At 48.9% G+C, this 16,482-nt stretch carries 15 protein-coding genes; 8 read left to right on the top strand and 7 right to left on the bottom strand.

Annotated elements, in window-relative coordinates; all coding sequences use genetic code 11:
- The first annotated feature begins 33 nt into the window (after nucleotides 1-33).
- The 6 genes from HMPREF1222_RS01320 to rnhA all read left to right on the top strand — a co-directional run bounded on the left by HMPREF1222_RS01320 (nucleotide 34) and on the right by rnhA (nucleotide 5,715).
- Nucleotides 34-588, top strand: coding sequence for a cyclic nucleotide-binding domain-containing protein (locus tag HMPREF1222_RS01320; protein ID WP_016517886.1), 555 nt, complete (start codon nucleotides 34-36; stop codon nucleotides 586-588).
- 209 nt (nucleotides 589-797) lie between these two features.
- On the top strand, nucleotides 798-1,970 hold the full coding sequence (gene nagA / locus HMPREF1222_RS01310; protein WP_006189425.1) for an N-acetylglucosamine-6-phosphate deacetylase: 1,173 nt from the start codon (nucleotides 798-800) through the stop codon (nucleotides 1,968-1,970).
- A 46-nt stretch (nucleotides 1,971-2,016) separates the two neighbouring features.
- Nucleotides 2,017-2,823, top strand: a complete 807-nt coding sequence (gene nagB / locus HMPREF1222_RS01305) for a glucosamine-6-phosphate deaminase (protein ID WP_016517885.1) — start codon at nucleotides 2,017-2,019, stop codon at nucleotides 2,821-2,823.
- Between the two features lie 2 nt (nucleotides 2,824-2,825).
- Entirely contained in the window at nucleotides 2,826-3,914 is a 1,089-nt protein-coding gene (locus HMPREF1222_RS01300; protein ID WP_016517884.1) for an AI-2E family transporter, read from the top strand.
- Between the two features lie 9 nt (nucleotides 3,915-3,923).
- Nucleotides 3,924-4,994 carry a 3-deoxy-7-phosphoheptulonate synthase gene (locus tag HMPREF1222_RS01295; RefSeq protein WP_016517883.1) on the top strand — a complete coding sequence of 357 codons (1,071 nt, stop codon included), beginning with the start codon at nucleotides 3,924-3,926 and terminating at the stop codon, nucleotides 4,992-4,994.
- A 238-nt stretch (nucleotides 4,995-5,232) separates the two neighbouring features.
- Nucleotides 5,233-5,715, top strand: a complete 483-nt coding sequence (rnhA, locus tag HMPREF1222_RS01290; protein WP_006189416.1) for a ribonuclease HI — start codon at nucleotides 5,233-5,235, stop codon at nucleotides 5,713-5,715.
- A 68-nt stretch (nucleotides 5,716-5,783) separates the two neighbouring features.
- Here rnhA and folK read toward each other — a convergent pair whose 3' ends face one another.
- Nucleotides 5,784-6,281 (bottom strand): 2-amino-4-hydroxy-6-hydroxymethyldihydropteridine diphosphokinase, encoded by a 498-nt coding sequence (gene folK, locus HMPREF1222_RS01285; protein WP_016517882.1) that lies wholly within the window; start codon nucleotides 6,279-6,281, stop codon nucleotides 5,784-5,786.
- 188 nt (nucleotides 6,282-6,469) lie between these two features.
- On the opposite strand from folK, the gene HMPREF1222_RS01280 reads away from it, so the two are divergent.
- Entirely contained in the window at nucleotides 6,470-7,684 is a 1,215-nt protein-coding gene (locus HMPREF1222_RS01280) for a two-component system sensor histidine kinase NtrB (protein WP_016517881.1), read from the top strand.
- Nucleotides 7,681-9,051 (top strand): sigma-54-dependent transcriptional regulator, encoded by a 1,371-nt coding sequence (locus HMPREF1222_RS01275; RefSeq protein WP_016517880.1) that lies wholly within the window; start codon nucleotides 7,681-7,683, stop codon nucleotides 9,049-9,051. The genes HMPREF1222_RS01280 and HMPREF1222_RS01275 overlap by 4 nt, the downstream gene beginning before the upstream one ends.
- A 27-nt stretch (nucleotides 9,052-9,078) precedes the next feature.
- Here HMPREF1222_RS01275 and HMPREF1222_RS01270 read toward each other — a convergent pair whose 3' ends face one another.
- The 6 genes from HMPREF1222_RS01270 to murQ all read right to left on the bottom strand — a co-directional run bounded on the left by HMPREF1222_RS01270 (nucleotide 9,079) and on the right by murQ (nucleotide 16,427).
- Nucleotides 9,079-9,909 (bottom strand): HAD family hydrolase, encoded by an 831-nt coding sequence (locus tag HMPREF1222_RS01270; RefSeq protein WP_016517879.1) that lies wholly within the window; start codon nucleotides 9,907-9,909, stop codon nucleotides 9,079-9,081.
- A gap of 54 nt (nucleotides 9,910-9,963) precedes the next feature.
- Nucleotides 9,964-11,553 carry an SPOR domain-containing protein gene (locus HMPREF1222_RS01265; protein WP_016517878.1) on the bottom strand — a complete coding sequence of 530 codons (1,590 nt, stop codon included), beginning with the start codon at nucleotides 11,551-11,553 and terminating at the stop codon, nucleotides 9,964-9,966.
- Between the two features lie 117 nt (nucleotides 11,554-11,670).
- Nucleotides 11,671-12,165: a hypothetical protein gene (locus tag HMPREF1222_RS01260; RefSeq protein ID WP_016517877.1), complete on the bottom strand. Its 495-nt coding sequence runs from the start codon at nucleotides 12,163-12,165 to the stop codon at nucleotides 11,671-11,673.
- 136 nt (nucleotides 12,166-12,301) lie between these two features.
- The gene (locus HMPREF1222_RS01255) at nucleotides 12,302-14,470 is read right to left on the bottom strand and encodes a DUF4954 family protein (RefSeq protein WP_016517876.1); all 2,169 of its coding nucleotides are present in this window, start codon (nucleotides 14,468-14,470) and stop codon (nucleotides 12,302-12,304) included.
- Nucleotides 14,471-14,507: 37 nt separating this feature from the next.
- Nucleotides 14,508-15,425 carry an N-acetylglucosamine kinase gene (locus tag HMPREF1222_RS01250; protein ID WP_016517875.1) on the bottom strand — a complete coding sequence of 306 codons (918 nt, stop codon included), beginning with the start codon at nucleotides 15,423-15,425 and terminating at the stop codon, nucleotides 14,508-14,510.
- A gap of 84 nt (nucleotides 15,426-15,509) precedes the next feature.
- The gene (gene murQ / locus HMPREF1222_RS01245; protein WP_016517874.1) at nucleotides 15,510-16,427 is read right to left on the bottom strand and encodes an N-acetylmuramic acid 6-phosphate etherase; all 918 of its coding nucleotides are present in this window, start codon (nucleotides 16,425-16,427) and stop codon (nucleotides 15,510-15,512) included.
- Between the last annotated feature and the right edge of the window lie 55 nt (nucleotides 16,428-16,482).

The following is a 16,482-nucleotide window of genomic DNA, read 5'->3' as shown; positions in this document are numbered from 1 at the left end:
AGTCCGGAATGATTACCCTGTGGAGTGTAGAAGATGAATATTGTAGAAATTCCCCTGCCGCTGTTGCGGAACGAACTGTCGGCCGTGTCGTTTTTATCCTGCCTCACCGAAGACGAACTGGACGCGCTCGCGCAGTTTTCTCAGCTTTGCGCACTTGACGAAGGCGAAGTTCTGATTGCGGAAGGCACAATAAACGCCAATTTTTATATCTTGATGAGCGGATCCCTCGACGTGGTAAAACAAGGAAAATGGAATAAGCAGGTGCACGTCGCAACGCTGCGCGATCACGCCTCGGTCGGCGAGTCGGCATTGTTGGAAGATGAACTTAGTACCGCAAGCGTCAGCGCAGCCGAAGATACCGTCGTGCTGATTCTTTCCCGTAGTCAATTTAAAAAATACATCAATGCTTATCCCAAGGCGGGATTGGTGATGATGACGTATATCGTATTCAGCCTTTTGCAAAAGCTGCGCAGCGCAAACGAAGAGCTTGCCGACGAGCGCAGTATGGAATTTGCGCAGGAATATTTAACCGCGATGGTCGACATGTTCCAAGAAGACGGAAACTCCGAATCAGACGATAATCAGTAATAGTCCGCAACTCAGTCTTATCACCCCAAACCGTGTCCGTTTCCATCGTTTGCCCCAGCGCAGCGATGCGGCCGATACCCGCTGCACTCTGCTTGTATTTCCCACAGGCAGAGTGAAAAATATGCAGTATACTCTCTCAATCTTATCAAGTTCTCTCTAGGCTTTTTAGTGTTTTTTTGATAAAATTGCGCAAGTTTATGGAGAAAATCATGGAAAATACAATTTGTTTTCATAATGCGACGGTAGTAACCGGTTACTCCTTAATGGAAAACAGCTGTGTCTATGTTAAGGACGGAAAAATTGAAGATGTCTTTAGCGAACGCCGCTTTTTAAATAAACGCTTCCCATCGGAGGCGCGAATCATCGATGTCGATAGAGCATATATTGCTCCCGGATTAATCGATACCCACATTCACGGTTTTGCCGGATTTGGAACGGAAGACAACTCTCCCGATTCCATACTCGAAATGTCGAAGGCGCTCGCAGGCTACGGCGTAACGGCCTTTAACCCGACGCTGTATCCTACCGAACCGGAGAACATGACTCAATGTATCCGTGCAATTGTCGATGCAATGGGACATGAAGAGGGAGCAACCATCATGGGATTGCACCTTGAAGGGCCGTTTATTTCGCCGGAAAAACCCGGAGCATTAAGCCCTTCTGCAATCAGTCCCGTCAATTTTGATTTGATGGATAAACTTTGGGCTGCTTCAAATGGAAATATCGTTAATATGACGGTTGCTCCGGAGCTTAAAAATATGCGCGAGCTTGCTCTGTACTGCATCAAAAAGAATATTGTACTGCAAGCGGGGCATACCAATGCGCTCTACGAGAATATGCTGGAAGGAATGCAGGCAGGCATCTTACACTCAACACACCTTTTTAACGCAATGAGCCAGATGCACCACCGCAACCCCGGCGCCGTCGGAGCTATTTTAATCCACCCCGAAATGTCCTGCGAAATTATTGCGGACGGTATTCATGTTCATCCCGATCTCATTCGGCTCTTGGTACGGGATAAGCCGATCGATAAAATTGTTCTGGTAACCGACAGCCTCAAACCGACGGAGCAGCGCGGAGGTAAGCTGATTGCAAATGGTGATGAGGTTGTGTTCCAAGACGGCTGCTTTCACCGTAAAGCGGACGGCGTTATTGCCGGTTCAAGTCTTTCGATGATCCGCGGGGTTAAAAATCTTGTGTCTTTCGGTTTCCCTGTAGAAACAGCTGTCCGCTTCGGCTCTGCAAATCCTGCCGAAATTATGCGGTATTCCAAACGCGGTTCCATTATGCCGGGGTACGAAGGAGATCTTATCGTATTCGATAAGCAGTTCAATATTCTTGCAACGGTCATAAAAGGAAATCTGAAAAAAACTTTATTTTAAAGAAAGGAATTGCCAATTCCTGCAAATGTTTTTATAGGAGGATGTTATGCGTTTAATTATAAAAAACGATTATGATTCTTGTTCCGTATGGGCGGCGGACTATATTTGTAAAAAGATTACTGATTTTGCTCCGGCAGCGTCAAAACCGTTTGTTCTCGGCCTGCCTACCGGTTCTACCCCGCTCGGCGTCTATAAAGAATTGATTAAGCGGTATCGGGAAGGAAAGATTTCGTTTAAACACGTAGTTACTTTTAATATGGACGAATATGTCGGTTTATCCCCCGACCATCCGCAAAGTTATCATTATTTTATGTATGAAAATTTCTTTAAGCACATCGATATCGAGCCTTCAAACATCCACATTTTAGACGGTATGGCGGAGGATCCGAAAGCGGAGTGTGAAAAATACGAAGCGGCGATTGCACGGTACGGAAAAATTCATTTATTCATGGGCGGAGTCGGAGCGGACGGGCATATCGCTTTTAATGAGCCCGGCTCTTCGCTTTCGTCCCGCACCCGGCAGAAAACACTGACGCAGGATACCATTGCGATGAACGCCCGTTTTTTTGAAGGCAATACGGCGGCTGTTCCCAAGACGGCTCTTACCGTCGGCATAGGCACTATCACCGATGCGGAAGAGGTGATGATCCTTGCAACCGGTTATAACAAGGCGCGGGCTGTGCGCCATGCGGTAGAAGGCAGCGTTAATCATATCTGGACAATTTCTGCATTGCAGATGCATCCGCATGCAATAATCGTGTGCGATGAACCGGCTACCGATGAACTCCGCGTCGGAACCGTCCGGTATTTTAAAGATATTGAATCTTCAATTTCAACGGGCGGCTCAAAATAAGCATGCAAAAATCGCTCAAGTTTCAAACCGTTTCTTTTTTTATCATATTGGCAATTACCGTTGCATTGGTCGCGCGGGTTTTTCTGCCTTATGCAAGCGTACTGTTATGGTCGGCAATCCTCTACATTATGTTCGGGCCGTTATACCATAAGCTGATTACCAAACTAAACCCTGAGTCCCGGTGGTTTAAAGCACGGCAAAAAATTATCGCCGCTATATTTTCGGCCGGTATTATCATACTGGTCGCCGGTGTTATGTTCTTTTTTCTCATTAAACTGATCGGACAGGGGCAGATGTTTGTAAAAAAAGTGATGAATTTTTTTATTACGCATCCGCACTTGCTTACAATGGAAAAAGATTCGCCGCTGAATGAATTGGTCATGCAGATTTCGATGGGAACAATCGATTTATCGTCCTTTGATTTAAAAAAAGAACTGATGAATTTCTTCCTTCAATACGCAGATACGATTATCCGCTATGCAACCGGTATTGCAAAAAACATCGGTAATTTTGTGCTTTCGCTTCTGTTTATGTGCTTTGCACTCTATTTTCTGTTTATCGACGGGCAATACCTCGGTTCGGTGTTTGTAACGGCTATTCCGATTCAGGTATCCGAAGGGCAAAAACTCGCGGCAAAGATAAAAGATACCATCACCAATCTTTTTATGGGCTATTTTTTAGTTTCGATATGCCAATTTGCCGCGGCGTTTATCGTATACACTATTTTTCGGGTGGAAGGAGCGCTGCTTTTATCCTTTTTAACTTTTTTCAGCTCGTTTTTACCCTTCTTCGGCTGCGCGTTGGTATGGCTGCCGCTCGGTGTCGAAATACTACTGACGGCCGGTTTGCTTAAAGGCATTCTCTTTTTATGCGTCGCAGGATTTTTTATCAGCTCGATCGATAACTTTTTACGGCCGATGTTCTTGCAAAACCGTATCCAGATACACCCGCTGCTGATTTTCTTTTCGATACTCGGCGGTATCCGTTTTTTCAAATTGAACGGAATCGTGCTTGGCCCGATGTTCGTTATCCTTTTATTTACATTGATCGATATTGCACGGACTTCCGACAGTACGGATATTGAAGAGTAGCTTAGTATTATGAACAATCGCCCGCTTTTATACCATCGGCGTATTGAGCGAATCCATCCGTTGATTTCTCCGCAGCAAATGCTTGAAAAGCTTCCCGTATCGGAAAAATCATGCCGAACGGTGTTGACCGGAAGAAAAGAGGTGGAAGCAATCTTGTCCGGCGCAGACAACCGGTTCTTATTGATTGTAGGGCCGTGTTCCATCCACGATCCGGTTTCCGCAATGGATTATGCACAACGATTGATGCGCCTTAGAACAAAATACAGCGGCAGCTTTTGCATTATCATGCGGGTCTATTTTGAAAAACCCCGCACCGGTTTGGGCTGGCGCGGTTTGATTGTGGAGCCGAGGATGGACGGCGTAATCGATATTGCCGGCGGATTGGAAACAGCGCGAAAAACGCTGAGCGCCATTACCGAACTTGGGCTGCCGGCCGCTTCGGAACTGCTTGACCCTATTGTGCCGCAATATACTGCGGATTTTATCAGTTGGGCATCTATCGGCGCACGTTCCGCAGAAAGTCAGATCCATCGGGAACTTGCTTCGGGGCTGTCGATGCCGGTAGGATTTAAAAATCCCACAGACGGCGATATTAACACGGCGATAAATGCGATTGTTTCCGCACGGGAACCGCATGCGTTCCTCGGCATCATGCAAAACGGCAGCCCCGCAGTGATGCATACGAGCGGCAACGAATATGCGCACCTTGTGTTGAGGGGAAGCGTGCACGGGATAAATTACGACAGGGCTTCGATAGAGGAAAGCAGCCGTACCTTAGCGGAACGGGGAATACGGCCGGCGCTTTTAATCGACTGCTCGCACGGCAACTCGCAGCGGAATCCCGAAAAACAGCGGGATATCCTGTTGGAAAGCATCCGCCTAAGACTGGAACAGCCGCAGCTTGCGGCAATCCGAGGCTGTATGCTCGAAAGCTTTATTCAGGCGGGAACCGCCGCGCTGGAACACTGCACCGAAAAAAGCGAATACGGCAAATCCGTTACCGACCCGTGCATGAGCTGGGAAATGACCGAATCCCTCCTCGCCGAAGCCGCAGTTTTATGGGCAGAGCAACTGCATTAGAAATATATCAAGCAGTTGCCTTCTTTACCGTGCGAAATTTTGTCAAAAATTTCGCACGGTTTATTTAAAGGAAGGATAAGCGCATCAGACAGATAGATAGATAAAAATCGCAGAATAATGGGGTTGCGATACCATTTGAACCGCGAAGTGGTTCAACTCTGGTTGAGCAGCCCCATTATTCTGCGTGGATATTCACAATGATGTCTGACGCGCTTGTCCTGTACTCGGAGATAGTTTTATGACAGCAAAAATTAAATTGTACACCGATGGAGCATGCTCTCAAAACCCCGGTCCGGGGGGCTGGGCATTTGTGATGATTCTGAAAGACATTCAAGGCGGACAGCCGGAGCAGGAATTGCTGCGGGGTTCCGGCGGGGAAAAATTGACTACGAACAATAGAATGGAATTGCTTGCGGTTATTCAAGCGCTTACAGCCTATCAGGAAAAGATATTACCCCGCTATGCCGATTGTCCGGTAACGCTGCATACGGACTCTCAATATGTGCAGCAGGGAATTTCTTCGTGGATAAAAAAGTGGAAGCTGAACGGCTGGAGAACAGCCGCCAGAGAACCGGTAAAAAACCAAGACCTTTGGCAGCAGCTCGATTCGCTTGCCTCCCAGATCAGCCTTGAATGGATGTGGGTAAAGGGACATGCCGGCAACCGCTACAATGAGCTGTGCGACACCCTTGCCGTAGAAGCGGCAAAACAAGCGAAGTAAAGCTGCCGTACTGCAGGACAAACGCTACCGGCAAAGGATATAATGACATCCGCAAAAAACTGAGGTCTTTAGAGCGTCCAATTACTTTTTCGTACACCTTGATCCGGCAGGGCAGCGAGTGCAGCGGCTAAAGGCTGTTGAGTAATAGGATCAATATAATCGGGATAGAGTTCCAGCAGCGGAATAAGTGCAAAGGCTCGCCGGTATACTGCGGGGTGAGGAATAATGAGCGGCGGATTATCAAGTGTAATTACTTGCGCACCTAAAAAGAGAATATCGATGTCGAGTGTACGAGGGCCTTTCGGAATCTCGTATTTTCGATTTCTGCCGTAAGCTGCTTCAACCTGCTGCACCGCTTTAAGCAGCGAAGAAGGACTACCTGCGTAAAACCCAGCTACAACCATGTTGTAAAAATCGTCTTGATCGGTATAGTCCTGCGGTTTTGTAATATAAACAGATGAAGTACGGACATCCTGTAAAAATGATGTGAGCAGTTTAATTGCCCCTGTAAGGATCTCTTTTGAATCTCCGCGATTGGAGCCGAGTCCCAATATAATTGTTTCCATAATTCAATCAATGTATCAATTAATTTTGAAATATCAATAGGGATGAATCCATAATAATTGTATTATAGGGCATCTCTAACAACTCGGTTAGATTTTTAGAGGTTCCCCATCGCCTAACTCTAATTGCGGGTCTGCCAAAAATTGCGCTTTTTACCGTTTTACGCTATACTTGCCGCATGAGAGAATTTATGAGCCGCGCGCTGCGAAAATTGCCGCGTATGAACGATTCGCAGTTGCGCTCTTTTATTCAGCTGATTGCCGACGACTATGCGCTGTTCGATGCAATGATGGATTCGCTTACAAGCGGCGTTATCATTTTAGATTCCAACCATGCGATTATAAAAACAAACCGCGCGGCCTCGCGTATTCTCGGCATTCCGCTTTCCGAAAGTCCCGACCGTCCGCTGTGGGCATCCATTTCCGATACCAAGCTGGCGGATTTTATTCATACGGTCATAAAAAGTGAAGAAGCCATAACGGCGGAAGAATTTATCATCGTTGCCGACGAAGGAAATCAATATATTGAAATTTCGGTGCTGCCGCTCGTAAAAGAAAAAAGGGTGCGTGGCACGATTATTACCGTTGAAGATATTACGCAACGGAAACGCGAGGAAATCAATAACCGTCGGCTTGAAAACCTTGCAAGCCTTACCAACCTTGCGGCGGCGGTTGCTCACGAAATAAAAAATCCGCTTGCGGCCATCAGTATCCACGTGCAGCTGCTGCGGAAAAATTTTAAAGCGTGCAATTTGGAGATTAATGCAAAGGCGCAAAAACACCTTGATGTAGTAGAAGAAGAAATCGAGCGGTTAAATAAGATTGTAGTGGATTTTCTCTTTGCCGTCCGTCCGCTCCAATGCGAATTTGCGCCGGTCGATGTCAACGAACTGATCAAAAATCTTTTTGCAACCTTTCAGGAAGAATTTTCCGCGGCGGGCATTACGTTTGTTTCTCAGCTCGACAGCGAGCTTCCGGTTATTCAAGCGGACGAACGTTTTTTACGCCAAGCGCTGATGAATATCCTGACCAATGCCAAGGCCGCGATGATGCCTGCGGGCGGGGAGCTCGGCGTTACAACGCGGTTTGACGAAGAAAAAGTATACATCACCGTTACCGATACCGGTAAAGGTATTCCGCCTGACATACTGCATAAGATTTTTGAACCGTATTTTACGACAAAGCCGGACGGCAGCGGCCTCGGGCTTACCATGACATACAAGGTGATTAAGGAGCACGGCGGCGATATTCAGGTGCATTCGGAAGTCGGCAGCGGTACCCGCTTTACCTTGATGCTGCCTATTACCCGAAGCGAAAAGCCTCTTTTAATTGAAGCGCGTAGTACACAAAGTACCGCCGGGACATCGTCGGCCGGGATATCGCCGCTTGGGGAGCATAAAGCATGAAGTTTAAAATCTTAGTCATCGACGACGAAAAAAACATCCGCGAAGGGCTCCAAATGGCGCTTGAGGATGAAGGTTACGAGGTATTGACCGCGGAAGACGGAACAGACGGACTGCAAAAAGCCTTGTCGGAGGTGGTAGACCTCGTTATCACCGATCTTCGAATGCCGGGTGTCGGCGGACAGGAAATCCTACGCAGGGTAACTTCGGAAACGCCGGGCGTACCGGTTATCGTGCTGACGGGACACGGCACCGTCGAAGCCGCCGTCGAAGCGATGCGCATGGGTGCTTATGATTTTTTAACCAAGCCGCTCGACCTTGACCGGCTTTCGCTGTTAGTTAAGCGGGCACTGCAAAACCGGGAACTGGTGCTGCAGCACCGTGAGCTCGTGGAGCAGATGCAGTCGGATAAAACCTTCGAGCATATCATCGGAAAAAGCGCGGCGATGGAGCACGTCTTTGAGATGATTAGAAAGGTCGCGCCCTCCCGCGCCTCCGTGCTCATCACGGGGGAAAGCGGCGTCGGCAAGGAACTGATCGCGAGCGCAATACACAACCTTTCTCCGCGGAAAAACAAAAGCTATGTAAAGGTACATTGCGCCGCGCTTGCGGAAAGCCTACTGGAAAGCGAGCTGTTCGGGCACGAGAAGGGCGCATATACCGGCGCGGTCAGTCAAAAACGGGGACGCTTTGAACTCGCCGACGGAGGCACAATCTTTTTGGATGAAATCGGGGAAATCAATCAGAGTTTGCAGATAAAAATACTGCGCGTACTGCAGGAAAAACAGTTTGAGCGGGTCGGCGGAGAAAAGTCCATCACGGTAGATACCCGGCTTATCACCGCGACCAACCGCGACCTTGAAAAGGAGGTCGCTGCCGGTACGTTCAGAAGCGATCTTTACTACCGCCTGAATGTCGTGCACATCCACGTGCCGCCGCTGCGGGAACGCAAAGAAGATATTCCGCTGCTGATTGCCGCCTTTATCAAAGAATTTACGGAAGAAAACGCAAAACACATTGCCGCCATCGAGCCGAAAGCCCGCGCGGCGCTCTACGCCTACGATTGGCCCGGCAATATCCGGCAGCTGCGGAACTGTCTGGAAAGCGCTGTGGTGATGAGCTCGGACGATACCATCCGCCTATCCGATTTACCGGAGCCGGTACGCGAAGCGGAACAAAGCGCTTCCGTCCGCATCCAAATCGGGACTCCCCTTGCCGAAGCGGAACGGCATATCATCATGGAAACCCTCGCAGCCTATAACGGAAATAAATCGAAAACCGCCGACGTGCTCGGCATCGGGCGTAAAACCCTGCATAGAAAGCTTGACGAATTTGCTGCCGGCGCAGGAGAAAGCTCCGGAGAAGAATAAACCGCAGAACCACCCGCAATGGGGCGGTTAGTCTTCCAGTTCCGAATAAAACCGATCGATAAGCTGCCGCTCCTGTTCCGCATACCGTCCGTCAATAAAAAGACGTAAATAGGTATCCTTAAACTGCTGCCAACTTCCCGCCTCTTTTTCGGGAATTATCGGATAAAAAAACACTCCGTTACCTTGAGCTGCCTGTAAATCGCCGGGAGCGTCTCCGAGTTTTAACATACATCCGCTGCCATAACCGCCGGTCTGCACCAATGACGCAATCACCTGTTTTTTACTGCCGCTTTCTTGGGTAAAGATACCGGTAACAAACTTTGTTAAACCGGCTTGCTCCCATTCGGCAGTAACGGCCGCATTATGAGCGGAACTGACAACCGCTATGTCGGCAACGGCATGGACAGCCTCGACGGCTTCGTAGACATACGGGAAAGGAATCCTATCTTCCAACGGTATGGAAGCGATAGCCTTATTTACATTTATCGACCATTGTTCGGCAAGCGCGAAAATGGGATGCCCGGAAGTTTGATACGCCAGCCTGATACCTTCGTTCGATAACTTTCCGCCGGAATTTAAGAAGTCCTCATACACTGCCAATCCGTCGACGGGAATAAAATGCTTATCGATATACCGGCATACTTCAAAAAAGCCCTTAAAGCGGTTGATTGCGCGTTTTTTGCTGAACAGGTTTACTTTATTCCAATAGTGCAGTATCGGTTCCGCATGATCCTGTAAATTGAATATTTTTACCAGCTCCGGCCCGAAAGCGCGGTAATGCTTGAGGTTCATCGTATCCATAGCACAGCCGTCGCTATCGATACAGACTAAAAAATCCTTCTTCCGTTGGAAATCCATTCCCACCTCTCCGTAATATTTTCAAAGACTATCGGCCGTTATCATACCGGAATATTAAGGAGCCTTTTTCAAAAACGCGTCTTTAAAGCCCAATTTTTGGAAAGTCTCCAAGGTTGCTCCCTGTTCGTCCTTGTTCAGCGGTCCGATATACACCTTATAAAAAACATCGGAACCTTTCGCCGCGGGAGATTTTTCCACGGCAACGGGATACTGTTTGCCGTACCGCTGCACAAAACTCTGTGCGTTCAGCATATCTTTAAATTGACCGATCTGCACATAAAACGAGCCTTTTTTTAAGGTGCTCGCGGTATAGGGTTCTTCGGCCGGTTGCGTAATAATAGGTGCTGCAGCCGGCGCCGGTTTTTCCGGTTCTTTGGGCAGCGGAAGATCTTCAGCTATCGGCTCCTTCGGTTCGGACGGCACAAGTACAGCATAATTTTCGACGGTTTCATTCTCCGTGTTATCTTCTTCGGGGAGAGGTTCTTCGGAGGCAAAAAGTTCCGGCTCATCCTGAGGCTCTTCGCCTTTTTCTGCTGGGGCTTCATTCTCCGCTTCGTCTATGGGCGCTTCCGTTTCGGGGACAGTTTCATCGGCAGCTGCCGGTTCGGCGGCAATTAAAGCCGGTTCATCTACCGGCTCTTCTGTATCCTTTCCGGGTTCGGCCTCTGCAATAGCGGCCGTTTCTACCGTATCAGCCGCCGGCTCCGTATCTTCCGCAGGAGGTTCTTGGATAGGGGCAACTTCTTTAACGGGTAATTCGGTATAAGATTCCGGCTGCGGTTCGGCCGGGGGCAAAACTTCCCGAACAGGAGTCTCTGCGGTATGCGAAACGGTAGCTTCTTCCGGAACGGTTATTGCCGCCACCTCTCGTACCGGCCATGCATATTCGGTGAAATCTTCGGATTGTGCGGGTTGCGCTGCCGTTTCCGTTACCTCGGCCACGGTTGACGTCGCCTCCGAGGCTTCCGGTTCCGGCGGCATCGGTTCGGATACTTCAGCTATCGGAAGGGTCTCTTTTTCCGGTGCATTTTCCGTTTCAGGTTGAACAGGCTCCGCCTCCGTTGCTATTACGGGCTCAGCGGCTTTTTCTTCTTCAGCCGGTACGGGCTGCACCGGTTCGGACACCTCCGGAGGGGCAGGTTCATTTTGAACAGGTTCTTCCTCATGAATTCCTTGAGCCTCTTCCTGAGGTGTCTCTTTTTGAGGAGCCTCTTCCGAAGAAACAGTATCGGAAGCCTCTGCTTCCGGTTTCTCAGAAGATGCAGGGGAAACGGACGGTTTATCTTCAACCTTGCTTAATAGTACCGGGTCGGCTCCTTCTTCCGCTACGAGCGGAGGTACCGATACTCGGACACGCACGGTACTGCCCTCTTGGATTGACAATGCCGCAGCCAAATCGGGTGAAACCTTTACCAACACCCCATCAGCTCCCGCATTACCGATAATGACGGCACGGGATGTCGTATTTTGTTCCAAATTAGTAATTTCGATAAGTGTATATTTCGGGAATAAATCACTGGATGCAAAAAGCCCTGAAGGAAAATCTTCTTTTGAGCCGGCTGCAGCATTGCCTTCCCATACTGCCCATATCAGTGCAGCGCTTAGTACTAACATACTCAAAACAGTTATTGTTTTTTTGATCATCTCTATCCCCTTTTCCGCTATAGCGTACCTTTTAAAACATCGCAAATTACATCTAAGGAAAACCTCTAAAAACTGAAGTTTTTAGAGGTTCCCCTCAGTTAAATTTTTAGAAGCATCCTATAAGGCTTCCAACATACTTGTGCCGATCGTTTGACCGGCGCTTTTGACCTTACGTCTTAATTCAGTGTCCGGTATATTTTTCGGATCGATTCTCTCTTCAAAAACAACATTTCGGGAGAAAAAATCGATGAACTTCCATTGAAGGCGCTTCCATTCAACTGCCGGTTTAAGTCTATTTGCGGTATCCCCCGACGCCTGCTTATATTCACAATACAGTGCAACGACATAGTCGACCGATGAATCAAAAAGTTGAATCAGAGCATCGTTATCATTGTACCGCTCATAGTTGCCTACTATATATTCGACACTGGTTGCTACCATTCCTCGGTCAAAACAGAATTCAAAAAGTTCGGTTTCGAGCGCTGTTGTAAGCTCGGAAGCCCCGGCAGGCGCGTCGGAATTATAAATACAAGCAAAACCGATTGTTTTTGCATATCCTACACCGTATACTATTAAGAAGGATAACAACATTATCGGTAACCGCTTTTTCATAGCATATTCTCCGTATTCAATATCGGCAAAATAAAAAAAGCATAAAGGACAAACAAGACAGAGCATCCGGCATAAAATATTTCCGATATGCCGGACAAACGAGGAATTTAAAAAAAGCGAATGAGGTAGAGGTTCCCTATATAAACTTCCGCGCCCGTGCGAAAAGCTCGACATACCGCTGCGTATCCTGTTTGGACTGCTGTACAAACGCATTGTCCTCAACATGACCGAGCACGGCATCCCGCTCCGCTCGATTCCGGTAGGTAATATCGCGGAAGTGATTGATATAATCTTTTTTCTTGGTTATGAGCACTTGCTCTTCGATGTAACGATTCAGGTTGAGCGCTTCGTCAAGATAGGTTTGCCATAGCGCTCCGGTGAGAGCGGAAACGCCTGCAAGCCGGCAGAGAACGCTGTAGGCATGTTCTGCACGGTCAAACGGATACCGTTCCCAAAGCCGGCCGTATTCCACGTGGATTTCTTCCCACGAATTGATCTCCCCTGCCCCGATTCTGCTGCGCAGCCGGTTAAAGTCATCATCCCGAATCAGCTGTCCGCCTGCATTTACCCATGGGATCGTACCGTTTTGCACGTTAAACCGGTTGATCATAGTGCTGCCGGTACCGGTTTCATCCATGTATTGTGCCAGAACGGTTACCCCGTACCATACCAGCATATCGCGGTACGCATACCACGAATCGACGCCGTGCAGAATTTTAACCGGCCGGGCGGAATGTTCGATGTTTTCGGCAGTGAGCGGCAATTTTTTCAGCTCTTCCCGTTTATGGGTCAAAAGATTTTGAGCGCTTTCGGGAGAATTCCCTGCCGCAGTCCACGCAGTTTCAAAGATGTGCTCCAGCAGCGTCATCGCCTGCATAATCTCTCCGGCGGTATCGCAGGCAAGTACCTCGGTTTCAATCTTTTGAGTCTTCGTCTTCCGCTTATCCCGTTTTTTAAATTTATCGTTATTGCGGGCAAGCGCATACATATTATACATCCAAAAATAGGCGGGCATAATATCAAGACAGTTTTCCCTAAGGTTATCGCTGACCAAACTGAACGGAAACGGAATATCAAGCTCAGCGGGATAATTGCCTTTATTCAGCAGCACAAAGGAAGCAAAACGGCAATTATGCTTGAGCGTAGTGGAAAGGCCGGGCCAAAATCCCCGTCCGGCGATAATCTCTCCGTCGTTGCCGCGGGTATTATGATTTGAACCCACCGTTGCGGCGGCTGCCATATTGGACTGCCCCTGAATCATCGCAGCGATCAGGAATGAGTTGTTATGGTGCTGCTCATGGTAGGGAAAGATCAGTGCATTCAGTACCTCGCAGCAGGAAATAGTCGAGTTATCCCCCATAACGGAGTGAATGAGACGGGCGCCGTATTTAAGCGTACAGTTATTGCCGAGCACGAAACGTACCGCTTTAACGCCGTAAAATACGCGGCACCCGTATCCGATAATCCCGTTGACCAACTCGACCCCTTCCCCAATCTGCGTAGCTTCCTCTATGGTGGAGCGGATTGTCAGATTTTTTAACTTATTGGCGCCTTTAATGTAGACCCCTTCGCCGAAGCGGACATCCTTAATAATCCGGCAGCTTTTAATCACCGCATTATCGCCGACCGTACCGTAGTAGCCGCGGGCGGAATCGCAAGAAGCTTGCGTTATCTTTTTCAGCTGCGCCATAAGCGCCGCATCGTCACGATAGCGTGCCCATAAAAAGGCGTCGGCGCAGATCATATCCGCAAAAGGAAGGATTTCCCTGCCGCCCGCTTCGTTCATTACATCGATTGTAACGCGCACGCTTTCGTCCTCACCGTCTTTAATAATACCTTCACCGAATTTAGCATGATCGGTCGCGGCCATTTCATCAATCCTGCTCAAAATAACGGTATTCCCCACGATATAATGTGCAAGATAGGCGCAGTCATGCACGGCGCAGTTCGCCCCTATATCGCAGGAGATAATTTTGCTGTTGGTAATCCCCGCCGGCACAATGAAGTCATGGTAGCGCAGATAGCACTCCGTTAACGAGGAAATCCTCACCAATCCGGCAAAAAGCGAGTTTTTAATGAGCGATGGCGTAAAGGGATCTTCCACCAGAAAAGTATTCCAGTTGGTACAAGTATTTCCGTTTTTAATGAGCGTTTCTACTTCGTTAAAGGTAAGCGGCCGCCATCGATGCTTTTCGGCAGGGTTCTGCATAAAACGAACGGTATATTCATCCCGCCCTGAAGTAAGAAAAGATTTATTGACAAAATTGACCCCAAAGTTATCCGATGTTATGATACGTACCGGCATACTTCCTCCAATATTAGAGCAATGGAAAGCCACCCGCTCACATTCTTCTTGACCGGGCAAGAATACAGGCTCCCACCACCGGATCGAAGCGGCGGTGGATAATCCTCACCTGCGGCACAGCATCGACGATATAGGCGGCGGTCAGTTTTGCAAAAGAGGCTTGATGTTCCAAAATGCCGCCTGAAAATACCAGCTCTATCTCCGATCCGTCAAAAAGAGCGCCGTATACGCTGCGGGCAAGGAGCGATAGATCTTGTGCAGCCGTTGCTAGGATACCTGCCGCTACAGCATCCGATTGCTGCGCCGCCTGAAATACGCAGGGCGAAAAAGAGGCAACCTGCGATTTATCAAAGTTTGTGTACAAAAACGGAAATAAGTCTCGTACCGTTTTAACGCCGTAATGTGCAAACAGCATCGAAGTCAATACGGTGGGCTTTCCGCGGCGCTCCAGAGCGGCGGCGGCGGCCTTAATTCCGTCCAACCCTATCCTGAAGCCGGAGCCTTCATCCCCGATTAAGTGTCCGAGTCCGCCGGCGCGGGCTGTTTTGCCGGTCTTGTCCAATCCGGCGGCAATGGAGCCGGTACCGCTCACTACGATGATACCTTCCGCCGCTCCGGTACCGCCCGCAAGTGCTGCAAGCGCATCGTTGCAAAGGTACAGGGGATACCGGATTCCCTCGCCGGTAAAAAAACGGCGGAAATCTTCGGTTTCTTTCTCTGTGCTCATACCGGCGGAAGCGAAACAGCCTGCCGCACAGTCCTGCAATACGATACCGCTTTCCGTTTTCAGCTTTTGAATCAACTCGCGGAGATTAGCGCAGGCTGTTTCAAAACCTACGGCATACCGGTTGGTAGAACCGCTCTTTACCTGCGCAAGCAGCCGATTTTCTTCATCACAGATACCGAGCCGGGACTGTGTACCGCCGCCGTCAATTCCAAAAAACAACCGTTTCATACCTATTCCGAACTCCTCTCTGCCGATGTAACCGCCGCCCAACCGGCTGTTTACCCTTGCTTCCCTCGGGCATCTCTAAAAACTTCAGTTTTTAGAGGTTCCCTCTTGTTTATACGCATCGAGCGCATGATTGATATTGCCGTTTCCCTGCTTGAGCAGCGCTTCGGCTTCTTCTTTTGTTACCCGCAGCGAGGCCATGATGACAGCCGTCCGTATCTTCCGCCCTGAATCCTCAAATATCCGTGCGGCGCATTCTTCACCGCATCCGGTAATTTCGTTAATCAGCCGTTTAGACCGTTCTACCAGCTTTGCGTTCACCGGCATTAAATCGATCATAAAGTTATTATACACCTTCCCCAGCCTGATCATCGCCGTTGTGGTAATCATATTGAGTGCAAGCTTTTGTGCAGTACCCGACTTCATCCGCGTTGAACCGGTTACAATTTCAGGTCCGACCGGCAGATAAATGGGATAATCGGCAAGCTCAAAGGTACGCGAATCCTTATTGCAGCTTATCGCGCCGGTCGGACTACCGAGTGAGCGGGCATACCGCAACGCCCCCAGCACATAAGGAGCGGAACCGGATGCGGTGATACCCACCAGCATATCGGCCGCCGAAAACCCCGCACTGCGCAGCTGATCGACACCGTGACTTTCATCATCCTCGGCTCCTTCGATAGAGCGGCGAAGCGCTGCGTCGCCCCCGGCAATAAAACCCTGTACCATATCGGGAGACACGCCGTAGGTAGGCGGACATTCGGAGGCATCGAGCACTCCCAACCGGCCGGAAGTACCCGCCCCAAGGTAAAACAGTCGTCCGCCCTTGTTAAATACCGCGACGGCACAATCCACCAATCGAGTCAACTGCGGAATCGCCTGCGAAACCGCTTCGGGCACTTTTTTATCTTCATTATTGATAATCGTTAAAATTTCTGCAGTAGTTTTCGTATCGATCTGGTATGAAGCAGGATTACGCTGCTCCGTAACGGGAATTTCTTTCATTATTACCTATCATCTCCTCTTCCGTGAAAAACGTATTGATTTTATCCGAATTTCC

The organism is Treponema vincentii F0403 (genome assembly GCF_000412995.1).
In the GTDB taxonomy this organism is placed as follows: Bacteria; Spirochaetota; Spirochaetia; order Treponematales; family Treponemataceae; genus Treponema; species Treponema vincentii.
The sequence above is the reverse complement of the archived record's forward strand: the minus strand, read 5'-3'. Positions and strand labels throughout refer to the sequence as shown.